We start from the raw sequence: 10,671 nt of genomic DNA, 5'->3' as shown, positions 1-10,671 counted from the left end.
GCCGCCGCGACGCCCGGCGTCGCACCGCGTCCGGGCCGGGCGGCCCGGTTCCTGGGCGCCCTGCTGCGCTGGGTGCCCCGGCTGCTGCTGCTCGCCGCGGTGGCCCTGACGCTCGGCGCGATCGGGCCGACGTCGCTGGTGCCGTGGCTCGCCTACGTCACGAGCCTGCCGGTCGACGTCGTCCGGCCGGCGGAGGGCCCGCTGGTCGCGGTGGTGGCGCTGCTCGTGGCCGTGATGCTGCGCTCGGCCGGGCACCGGATGCACGTGTGGTTCTACGTGCTCGGCATGCTGGCCGTCGCCGGCGGAGCGATCTCCCTGGCCATGTAGGCCGGAGGGGACGCGGCCCGGACACCGGCGGCGCCGCAGGAGGACACGCACAGCACCGGCAGAGGAAAATCCCTGGCGCGCGCCCAGGATCGGCTGCCAGGGTGGGTCTCACGGTCCTCGGACGAGGACCGGCCAACGTTCCGCCGGCACGCCGGCGGGTTTCCCGGAAGGAGGTGGCGTCATGGACGAGGCCCTGACGCTCGCCGCACACCCCTCGCACCCCGCGGGCACGGCTGCGGCAGACGCCACCCCGTATCCGGAGCACGCGTCGATCGGCTGATCCGCCGGGTCGCCCGCCGTGCTCCCGCTTCCGAGGAGCACTCTCTTGCCCCGTTTTCCCGCAACACCCGACTCCGCGTACCTGGTCGAGCGCCGCGAGCGTGCCGCGCGCGCGGAGGCGCCCGCGGATGCGCCCACGCCCGCCGACGTCGTCGAGCCCGGGCCGGACCAGCGCTGGTCCACGTGGCGGTCCGTCGCCAAGGGCCAGCGCGGCCCCGAGCCACGCCCCGGCTGGCTCGTCACGTCCGACGCCGCGCTCGACACCGAGCTCGGTATCCTCAAGACCGGCAAGGAGGCGGACGCGTTCCTGATCGAGCGCGGCGTGCCGGACGGCGTCCCCGTGCCCGACGACGGCGCGGCGCGCTCCTGCCTGCTCGTCGCCAAGCGCTACCGCGGTCGTGAGCACACCACGTTCCACCGCGACGGCGACTACACGGAGGGCCGCCGCACCCGGCGCACGCGCGACCAGCGCGCCGTCGAGGACCGCAAGTCCCGGTGGGGTCGCGCGGTGGCCGCCACCCAGTGGGCGGACGCCGAGTTCGTCGCCATGACGGCCGCCTGGGAGGCCGGCGCGCCGGTCCCCTACCCGGTGCAGATCGACGGGACCGAGATCCTCATGGAGTTCGTCGGCGGCACCGACCCGGACTCCGGCGAGATCGTGGCCGCGCCCCGGCTCACCCGGGAGCGTCCGGGCGCGGAGCTGCTGGAGTCCTACTGGGAGCAGCTCACCGCCGGCATGTCGGTGCTGGCCCGGCTCGGGTACGCGCACGGCGACCTGTCCCCGTACAACGTGCTGGCGCACGGCGAACGGCTGGTGATCATCGACCTGCCCCAGGTGGTGGACCTCGCGGCGAACCCGTTCGGGTCCGAGATGCTCCTGCGCGACTGCCGCAACATGTGCGCCTGGTTCGCCTCGCGCGGGCTCGACCGGGATCCGGAGTCCCTCCTCGCGGACCTGCTCGCGCAGGCCTGGTGACGCGGCGGCGCGATCAGTCCGTCGGGCCGTCGCTCGGTGCCGCCTGCTCGTCGAACAGGCCGAGGCCGCCGCCGGACGGCGTGTCGCTCGTCGGTTCGGGCGTGGGGTCGGACGTCGGATCGCCGGTGGGGTCCTCCGACGGCTCGCCGGACAGGCCGTCGCTCGGATCGTCGCCGGGCTCCTCGGTGGGCTCGCCGGACGGGTCTCCGCTCGGCTCGTCCGACGGCTCCCCGGAGGGCTCTCCCGACGGATCGGCGCTCGGCTCGTCGGACGGCTCGGGGCTCGGCTCGTCCGAGGGCTCACGGGACAACTCGCCGTCCGGTTCCTCGGGCATCTCGATCACCGGATCGGTGAGCGTCGTCACACCCTCGGGAAGGTCCTCGGCCGGGACACGGCGTACCTGCGTGATCACCGCCGCGGCCTCGAGCACGGAGGTGCGCCGCGACTCCAGTTCCTCGATCCGCCGCTCGCGCCGCGCCTGGCTCGCGCCGTCGGGCAGATCCTCCTCCAGGACGCGCGACGCCTCGTCGAGCGCGCCGCGCAGCCGCCGCAGCATCTCGGGCGAGGTCGAGACCGACCGGCCGGCCGCCGCGTAGACGACCTCGCCCGCCTCGATCGTCTCGGCGGAGCGGGTGCGCGACTCGCCGAGCAGCCGGTCGACCGAACCAGGCGGGACGTCGTGCCCGACGAGGATGGTGTCCTCGGTCACGATCGCCGGGATCAGCACGGTCTCGCTCTCCCCGATCGCCTGGTACGGGGGCCGCTCGTCGACCATCAGGGCCACCGCCCCGCCGACGCACAGCATGGTCACCACGAGTGCACCGGCCCCCACCACGAGGGCGGACAGCTGCCCGTAGATCCACTCGCCGATCCCCTGCGAATCCTTGCTCATCGCGCGCTACTCTAACGGCATGCTTTAATATAAGCACCTGCTTATGAAAGGAGTGGCCATGCACATCGCCATCGACCCCGCCACCACCGCCGGGCTCGTCACGCGCGAGGTCCGTACCGGCGAGCGTGACGGCGAGCCCACCAGGATCGCGGTCGCGCGCCGCCGGTACGACGCCGAACGCGCCGACGTCTGGGACGCCGTCACCACCGCCGAGCGCCTCCCCCGCTGGTTCGCACCGGTGACCGGCGAGCTCCGCCTGGGCGGTCGCTACCAGATCGAGGGCAACGCCTCCGGCACGGTGGAGAGCTGTGTGGCGCCCGAGTCCTTCGGCATCTCGTGGGAGTTCGGCGGAGGGACCTCCTGGGTCACCGTCAGCCTCACCGAGGCCGACGGCGGCACCGTGCTCGAGCTCACCCACGAGTCCGTCGTCGACCCCGAATTCTGGACGCGGTTCGGCCCGGGCGCCGTCGGCGTGGGCTGGGACCTCACCCTCATGGGGCTGGGCCTGCATCTCACCACGGGCGAGGAGAGCGACCCGGCCGAGGCCGAGAGATGGAGCGTCGGCCCGCAGGGCAAGGAGTTCGTCCGCGCGGCCGCCGACGACTGGGCACGCGCCGCGATCGCCGACGGCGACGACGAGGCCGCCGCCCGTGCCGCCGCCGACGCCACCCTCGCCTTCTACACCACGCCGCCGGAGGCCTGATGGGCGAACCGGCCAGGCGTCCCGACTCGGCCCGAGAGGGGGTCTTCGAGGCCCTCGGCGACCCGGTGCGACGCCGCGTCCTGGAGCTGCTCGCGAACGGCGAGCAGCCGGCCGGTGCCCTGGTCACCGCCCTGCAGGCGCGTGTGCGGATCTCCCAGCCGGCCGTCTCGCAGCACCTCCGCGTGCTGCGGGACGCCGGCCTGGTCCGGGTCCGCGCCGAGGGCACACGCCGTCTCTACGCGGTGGACGACGACGGCACCGCCGCCGCCCGCGAGTGGCTCGCCCGCTTCGAGGACACGTTCGCCCAGCCGCTCGACGCCCTCGCCACGGAGCTCGCCCGGGGAAGACGGGAACGCCGCCGGGCGGCCTCGCAGGAGGAATCCGCGCGCGAGGCGGGCTGACCGGCGCTGCGCGCTCGGCACACTTTTCCCGTCGCGCCGCCAGGGGTTCAGGACACCGCGTCGAGGGCCTGGTCCAGGTCCGCCCACAGGTCCTCGACGTCCTCCAGGCCGACCGAGAGGCGGATCAGGTTCTCCGGGATGCCCGCGTCCGCGCGGGACCCCGCGTCCATGATGTGGTGGCTGATCGAGGCCGGGTGCTGGATCAGGCTGTCGACGCTGCCGAGGCTGACCGCCGGGGTGATCAGCCGCACCGCGCCGATCAGGCCGGGAGCGTCCCCCGCCACCTCGAACGCGACCATCGCGCCACCCCCGGCCATCTGGTCCGCCGGGCGGGGCGCGCCACCCAGGCCCGGGTAGCGCACGCGCGACACGCCGGGATGCCCGGACAGGCGCCGGGCCAGCTCGGCCGCGGTCGTGGACTGCGCCCGCATCCGCACGGGCAGCGTCGTCAGCCCGCGGTGCAGCTGGTAGCCGGCGAGCGGGTGCAGCACACCGCCCGTGACGAACCGGACCTGGCGCAGCACCCGGGCGAACTCCTCGGAGCACGCGACCACGCCACCCATCACGTCGCCGTGCCCGCCCAGGTACTTCGTGGCGCTGTGCAGCGTCATCGCCGCGCCGTGCGCGAGCGGCCGCTGCAGGGCGGGCGTCGCGAACGTGTTGTCGACCAGCACCGGGACGGGGGCGCAGGCGTCGGCCAGCTCCTGGATGCCGACCTCGGACAGCGTCGGGTTGGCGGGTGTCTCCACGACCACCAGTCCCGTGGCGCCCGTGAGGGCCGACGGCGCCTCCTTGGCCGACGCGAACGTCGTGGTGTTGCCCAGCAGCCCGGAGTCCAGCAGGTGATCGCTTGTCCCGTACAGCGGACGCACCGCGACGACGTGCGGCCGGCCCGCCGACACGCGAGCCAGCAGGACCGCCGACAACGCGGCCATCCCGCTGGCGAACGCGACCGCCGCGGTGGCGCCCTCCAGCTCGGCCAGCGCCTGCTCGAACCGGCGCACCGTGGTGTTCGCCGCGCGGGCGTAGACGGGCGGACCGCCGTCGTCCTTCCCCTCCGTGAAGGCGTCCAGCCGGGCGGCCTCCGCGGCCGCGTCCCGGGACGGGTACGTGGTGGACAGGTCGAGCGGCGGGGCGTGCAGGCCGAGGTCGGTGAGGTCGTCCCGGCCGGCGTGCACGGCGCGGGTGTCGACGGAGCCGTGGGCGGGTGACCCGGAGCTGTGGGCGGGTGACTCGGTGTGCGAATCCATGGCGTACTACTCGCACAGAGTTCGCGGCTTTCGGACGTGGTCTGGTAGACATTCGGTCCATGACCCGAGAAGTGCGCCTGGATTCGGTCGACGTCGCGATCCTGCGGGAGCTGCAGAACGACGGCCGCCTGGCGAACAAGGCGCTCGCGCAGCGGGTCGGCGTCGCGCCGTCGACCTGCCTCGCCAGGACCCAGCGCCTGCAGGACGCCGGCGTGATCCGCGGCTACCGGGCCGAGATCGACCCGGCCGCCGTCGGGCGCGGGCTGCAGGCCGTGCTCGCGATCCGGCTCGCCTCGCACTCCCGGCCCCTCCTGGGCCCGTTCGTCGAGTGGGCACGGCAGCTCCCGCAGACCCGGGCGGTGCACCACGTCACCGGACCGGACGACTTCCTGGTCCACGTCGCCTGCACCGACACCGACGACCTGCAGCACCTCGTGCTCGACCTGACCGCCCGCCACGAGGTCGGCCGGGTCCAGACGGACCTGGTCTTCGCCTCGTGGCCGGGCGGACCGGTCGCCCCGGCCTGACCGTCCCGCTCGATCACACCGAGGACGTGGGCGACGGCGACGGAGCCGGCGGCGGGCTGGACGGTGCCGGGCTCGACGGCGCCGGCGAGGGGGTGGGAGTCGGCGTCCGGGTGGGCGACGGCGTGGGCGTGCCGCCCGAACCGCCGTCACCACCGTCGCCGGTCCCGCCCGAGCCTCCCGAACCCGAGCCTCCCGGACCCGAACCCGAGCCGCCGCCCGACCCGGACCCGCCGGAACCCGACCCGGCCGTACCGCCGGAACCCGACCCACCCGTGCCACCCGATCCGGAGCCGGCCCCCGTGCCCCCGTCGGCCCGGACGCTGTCCCCGCCCGCCGGAGCGCCGTCGTCCTCGCCGTACGGCGCCGCGATGTCGTCGGGCGCGACGGCCGCCGTCGTGGTGCCCGGCGGGAGCTCGGCGCCGGGGACGGTCCGGACGGCGGTGATCCGCGCCGCGGCGTCCAGGATCTTCGTGCGCAGCTCGTCCAGCGTCCGCAGCCGCTCGGTCTGCTGCTTCCTGGTCGCGTCGCGGCCGAGCTTCCCCTCCAGCGCCGCGGACGCCTCGTCGAGCGCCGCGCGCAGCCGCTCGAGCGCACGCGGCGGTGCGGACGGACGGGCGGCCGCGTAGACCTTCTCACCGGCCCGGACCGCCTCGGCGAGCCGGGCGGTCGCCCGCTCCAGGCTGCCGGGCAGGTCCTGCGGGTCCACCTCCAGGTCGTCCGCCGACATGATCATCGGGATCGGCAGCGGGCTCACGGCGGCCGCGGGGGCCGCCGGTCCCGGGTCGCCGCCCCGGTTGGCCAGCGCCAGGCCGCCGCCGCAGACGACGGCCGCCACGAGCGCGCTCACACCGGACGCGACCACGGGCCTGCGCCAGCGCGCATCCGTGCTCTCCTCCGGTGCGGAGGTCCAGATTTCCCTTTGTTCCCCTTGCTCCTCCATGTCGGGCACGATAGGCACGGCCCGAGGATCCCGCCCCGCCCCGCCGTGATATTTGCTCGCGGAAATCACCCTCACGGTCACCGGAAGTCTCGCGACTTCTCGGCCGTGGTCAGGTGCAACGGCGCCAGATGCTCGGCCAGGAGGTTCACCGCGCCGTCGGCCGATTCCACCCGCCCGCGCACCACCATCGCCGGCGCCGACCGCGCGACCCGCCGGAACCGCCGCCACAGCCCCGGCGTGCAGATCACGTTGAGCAGCCCGGTCTCGTCCTCGAGCGACAGGAACGTCACGCCGCCCGCCGTGCCGGGCCGCTGGCGGTGCGTCACCACCCCGCCGACGGCGACCCGCCGACCCGAGTCCGTCCCCACCACCTCCGCCACCGTGATCACGCCCGCCGCCCGCAGGCCGTCACGCACGTACTGCGTCGGGTAGGAGTCGGGCGTCACGCCCGTGGCCCACGCGTCGGCCTGGACCACCTCCGTCTCGGCCATCTCCGGCAGCTCCGGCGCCTCCGCCCCCGCGCTCACCCCCGGCAGCGTCCCCGGCCCTTCCTGCCCCAGGGCGCCCGCCGCCCACAGCGCCGCGCGGCGCGTGAGACCCAGCGACTCCAGCGCCCCCGCGGTCGCGAGCGCCTCGATCCGGTCGGTGCCCAGGCCGACGCGACGGACCAGGTCCCGCAGGTCGGCGAAGGCGCCCGACGGCGTGCCCGCGTCCCTTGCCTCCCGGGCCGCGACGATCTTCTCGGCGAGCTCCTCGCCGATCCCCTTCACCTCGGCCAGTCCCATCCGGACGGCGAGCGCCGGGTCCGCCCGCACGAGCCGCGCCGCTCCCGCGGCTCCGGGACCACCCGTGCGGTCCCGTCCGCCGTCGTCCCCCGTCCGTTCGACGCACGCGAGCGCCCGGGAGGCGTTCACGTCCGGCCGCAGCACCCGGACGCCGTGCCGGCGGGCGTCGGCGACGAGCGACTGCGGCGAGTAGAACCCCATCGGCTGCGCGGCCAGCAGCCCGGCGTAGAAGGCGGCGGGGTGGTGCACCTTGAGCCAGGCGCTGGCGTACACGAGGTGGGCGAAGGAGTAGGCGTGCGACTCGGGGAACCCGAAGTCGGCGAAGGCCTTGAGCTTCTCGTAGATCTCGTCGCGCACGTGCTCCGGGATGCCGTTTTCCGCCATCCCGGCGTGCAGTCGTGCCCGGAGCGCCTCCATCCTCTCGGCGCTGCGCTTGGATCCCATGGCGCGGCGGAGCTGGTCGGACTCGGCCGGGGTGAAGCCCGCGACGTCGATCGCCATCTGCATGAGCTGCTCCTGGAAGAGCGGGACGCCGAGGGTGCGGCCCAGCGATTTCTTCAGGAGCGGGTGCGCGTACTCCACCCTGTCCTCTCCGCGCGCCTTGGCCCGCGCCCGCTCGATGTACGGATGCACGGACCCGCCCTGGATGGGCCCGGGCCGGATGAGCGCGACCTCGACGACGATGTCGTAGAACTTTCGCGGCCGCAGCCGCGGCAGGGTCGCCATCTGGGCGCGGGACTCCACCTGGAACACGCCGACGGTGTCGGCCTCGCACAGCAGGTCGTAGACACGCTCGTCGTCCTCGGGCAGCCCGTGCAGGGTCAGGTGCTCCCTGGTGTGCTCGGCGACCGACTCGAAGGCGTACCGGATGGCGGTGAGCATCCCGAGCCCGAGCAGGTCGAACTTCACCAGGCCGCCGTCGGCGCAGTCCTCCTTGTCCCACTGCAGCACGGTGCGGCCGTCCATCCGCGCCCACTCGACGGGGCACACCTCGATGACGGGCCGGTCGCACATCACCATGCCGCCGGAGTGGATGCCGAGGTGGCGGGGCAGGCGGAGCATGCGGTCCGCGAGGTCGATGACGTCGTCCGGGATCTCGCCCTCCTCGGCGGCCGAGGGCGGCGCGTGGTGCGGCACGACGTCGTGCGCGTCGTCGGACCTGGGCTGTCCCGGGCCGCGAGGCTCGGTGGCGAGCACGTCCACGAACCGGCTGTCCGACGACGGCGGTCGCGGCGGGCTCTCCGGCTTCAGGCTGCCCCACCGCTCGATGCTCCTGGACCAGGCGTCCGCCTGTCCGGCGTCGTACCCGAGGGCGCGGGACGCGTCGCGGACGGCGGACCGGGGCCGGTAGGTGATGACGTTCGCGACCTGCGCGGCGTGCGTGCGGCCGAAGCGGTCGTACACGTGCTGGATGACCTCCTCGCGGCGCACGGACTCGATGTCCAGGTCGATGTCCGGCGGGCCGTCGCGTTCCGGCGCGAGGAACCGTTCGAACAGCAGGCCGTGCCGCACGGCGTCGACGGCGGTGATGCCGAGCGCGTAGCAGACCGCGGAGTTCGCCGCGCTTCCCCGCCCCTGGCAGAGGATGCCGTGGTCGCGGCAGAACTCCACGAGGGAGTGCACGAGGAGGAAGTAGCCCGGGAACCCCATGTCGACGATGACCTCCAGCTCGTGCTCGATCTGCGCCCAGGCGCGGGCGACCGCGGAGTTCCCGCCCGACGAGGTCCCCGGTCGCCTTCCGTAGCGCTGCTCGGCCCCGCGGTAGGTGAGTTCGCGCAGCCAGCTCGCCTCGTCGTGGCCCTCGGGGACGGGGTGCGGCGGCAGCTTCGGGCGGACGAGCTCCAGGTCGAAGGCGCACTCGGCGCCCAGGCGGGCGGCGTTCGCCACGGCCTCGGGGTGCCGGGCGTGCAGGCGTGCCATCTCGGCGCCCGAGCGCAGGTGGGCGACGGGTCCGCCCGGCAGGAAGCCGTCCATCCGGTCGAGCGACGAGCGGGCCCGCACGGCCGCGAGCGCCCCCGCGAGGTCGGCGTCGGACGGGCGGGCGTAGTGCGCGGCGGTGGTCGCGACCAGGGGCAGCCGGGCCTCGGCGGCGAGGAGGGCCAGGGCGTCGTGCAGGCCGGCGTCGCGGGGGTCGCCGGTGGCGGTGATCTCGACGGCGACGTTGTCGTGCCCGAACGCCCCGGTGAGCGCGGCGAGCTCCCGTCGGGCGGCGTCGAGGCGGGTGGTGCGGTCGCCGGGTCCGGCGAGCGCGCGGCGGACCGCTCCCTTGCGGCATCCGGTGAGCACGAGCCATTCGCCGCGTGCCCGTTCCCCGAGGTTCTCGAGGGTGTAGCGGGCGGTGCCCTTGGCGCCCGCGTCCAGGTGCGCGGTGCCGATGGCGGACGACAGGTGGCGGTAGCCGTCGGCTCCCCGGGCCAGGACGAGCAGGTGTGTCGCCCGCGGGTCGGGGACGCCGGTGGGCGGGTCGAGCACCGAGCCGGTGGCCCCGGGGGCGGGCAGGTGGAGCTCGGCGCCGAACGCGGTGGGCAGCCCCACCCTCTTGGCCGCCTCGGAGAACCGCACCACCCCGTACAGGCCGTCGTGGTCGGTGATCGCGAGGGCCCTCAGCCCGAGCCGCGCCCCCTCGGCGGCGAGCACCTCGGGCAGGGAGGCGCCGTCGAGGAAGCTGTAGGCGGAGTGCGCGTGCAGCTCGGCGTACTCAGTCATAGTGCGCCTCCAGGCGCCAGGCGCCGCCCGCCTGGGCGAGGAGGAGCCCGGCGCCGTCGTCGGTCACGACCTGCAGGTAGACGCGGCGGTCGCCGCCGTCGGGCCGCCACCACCGTTCGACGACGGGCCACGGCCCGGCCCAGTCGGTGACGCGCGTGGTGCCGCGCTCGCTGCGCACGAGCGCGGGCTCGCCGCTCATGGCGAGGCGCACGTCGACGACGACGTCGTCCCCGGCCGCGTCCAGCACGCGGGCGGGGACGGGCTCGACGAGCACGACGGCGGGCGCGGGGGCGGGGAGGCCGCCCGGCCACGGCAGGTCCGGGTCGCGTTCGGGCGGGGCCTCCTCGCCGAACGGCACGAACCGGATCCGGGAGCGCGGGTCGCGGCCGCCCTGCCGGCGCGGGGCGAGCACGCCCAGGGCGCCGCGCAGGGCCTGGACGCGCTCGGCGGCGCGGAACGCGCGCAGCCCCTCCCCGGCGGATGCCCCCCAGAGGGCGGGCTGGGTGGCGCCGGCCGGAGCGATCTCGTCGGCGGTGAGGGTGATGCGGGTGATCGGCGCGGGCTCCGGGTCGCCGTGGGTCAGCCAGCCCGTGAGCTGCCAGCGCACCCGGTCGGTGAGGCGCGCGGCCGGTGTCCCCGTGGCGTCGTCGGTGCGCCACACCCGCTCGCAGGTGCGCGAGGCGCCGGTGACGGGGTCGGCGACGTCGGCCGTCACGACGACGCGGCCGCACGTCAGGCCGCGGGCGGCCAGCTGTGCGTGCAGGTCCTCGGCGACCCGGCGGGCGGCGAACGCGGCGACGTCGGCCCGGATCGCGGGCGGGTCGAGCTCGGTGGTCGCGGTGATGCCGGCCTCGACGCGGCGGCGGGCCGGCGGGCGCACGTCCT

The 10,671-nt window shown here is 75.4% G+C and carries 9 protein-coding genes and 1 pseudogene; 5 read left to right on the top strand and 5 right to left on the bottom strand.

Annotated elements, in window-relative coordinates; all coding sequences use genetic code 11:
• Together IIE03_RS02395 and IIE03_RS02390 are read left to right on the top strand one after the other, a co-directional pair.
• Window positions 1-327: hypothetical protein (locus tag IIE03_RS02395; protein ID WP_192861125.1), on the top strand; the 327-nt coding region annotated here is incomplete at its 5' end.
• A gap of 325 nt (window positions 328-652) precedes the next feature.
• Window positions 653-1,582, top strand: coding sequence for a serine protein kinase RIO (locus IIE03_RS02390; protein WP_225997136.1), 930 nt, complete (start codon window positions 653-655; stop codon window positions 1,580-1,582).
• A gap of 13 nt (window positions 1,583-1,595) precedes the next feature.
• On the opposite strand, the gene IIE03_RS02385 is transcribed toward IIE03_RS02390, so the two are convergent.
• A complete protein-coding gene (locus IIE03_RS02385) occupies window positions 1,596-2,474 on the bottom strand; it encodes a hypothetical protein (protein ID WP_192861124.1) in 879 nt (292 codons plus the stop codon).
• Between the two features lie 58 nt (window positions 2,475-2,532).
• Between IIE03_RS02385 and IIE03_RS02380 the strand changes: the two genes are divergently transcribed.
• Both IIE03_RS02380 and IIE03_RS02375 read left to right on the top strand, forming a co-directional pair.
• Window positions 2,533-3,177, top strand: coding sequence for an SRPBCC family protein (locus IIE03_RS02380; protein WP_192861123.1), 645 nt, complete (start codon window positions 2,533-2,535; stop codon window positions 3,175-3,177).
• The gene (locus IIE03_RS02375) at window positions 3,177-3,578 is read left to right on the top strand and encodes an ArsR/SmtB family transcription factor (RefSeq protein ID WP_192861122.1); all 402 of its coding nucleotides are present in this window, start codon (window positions 3,177-3,179) and stop codon (window positions 3,576-3,578) included. The genes IIE03_RS02380 and IIE03_RS02375 overlap by 1 nt, the downstream gene beginning before the upstream one ends.
• Window positions 3,579-3,625: 47 nt before the next feature.
• Here the strand turns inward: IIE03_RS02375 and IIE03_RS02370 are convergent, their stop codons facing one another.
• Complete coding sequence (locus IIE03_RS02370; RefSeq protein ID WP_192861121.1) at window positions 3,626-4,828, bottom strand: trans-sulfuration enzyme family protein; 1,203 nt, start codon at window positions 4,826-4,828, stop codon at window positions 3,626-3,628.
• A 59-nt stretch (window positions 4,829-4,887) separates the two neighbouring features.
• On the opposite strand from IIE03_RS02370, the gene IIE03_RS02365 reads away from it, so the two are divergent.
• Window positions 4,888-5,355 carry an Lrp/AsnC family transcriptional regulator gene (locus tag IIE03_RS02365; RefSeq protein ID WP_192861120.1) on the top strand — a complete coding sequence of 156 codons (468 nt, stop codon included), beginning with the start codon at window positions 4,888-4,890 and terminating at the stop codon, window positions 5,353-5,355.
• Between the two features lie 13 nt (window positions 5,356-5,368).
• Here the strand turns inward: IIE03_RS02365 and IIE03_RS02360 are convergent, their stop codons facing one another.
• The 3 genes and pseudogenes from IIE03_RS02360 to IIE03_RS02350 form a co-directional block, all read right to left on the bottom strand.
• Window positions 5,369-6,295, bottom strand: coding sequence for a hypothetical protein (locus IIE03_RS02360; RefSeq protein WP_192861119.1), 927 nt, complete (start codon window positions 6,293-6,295; stop codon window positions 5,369-5,371).
• A gap of 77 nt (window positions 6,296-6,372) precedes the next feature.
• Window positions 6,373-9,786: a DNA polymerase III subunit alpha gene (gene dnaE / locus IIE03_RS02355; RefSeq protein ID WP_192861118.1), complete on the bottom strand. Its 3,414-nt coding sequence runs from the start codon at window positions 9,784-9,786 to the stop codon at window positions 6,373-6,375.
• Window positions 9,779-10,671, bottom strand: a pseudogene (locus tag IIE03_RS02350) (DNA polymerase Y family protein); the annotation flags it as partial. The pseudogene IIE03_RS02350 and the gene dnaE, both read right to left, overlap by 8 nt.

The sequence above is a fragment of the Myceligenerans pegani genome, from assembly GCF_014892515.1.
GTDB lineage: Bacteria > Actinomycetota > Actinomycetes > Actinomycetales > Cellulomonadaceae > Myceligenerans > Myceligenerans pegani.
This window is presented reverse-complemented; position numbering and strand designations above follow the sequence as displayed.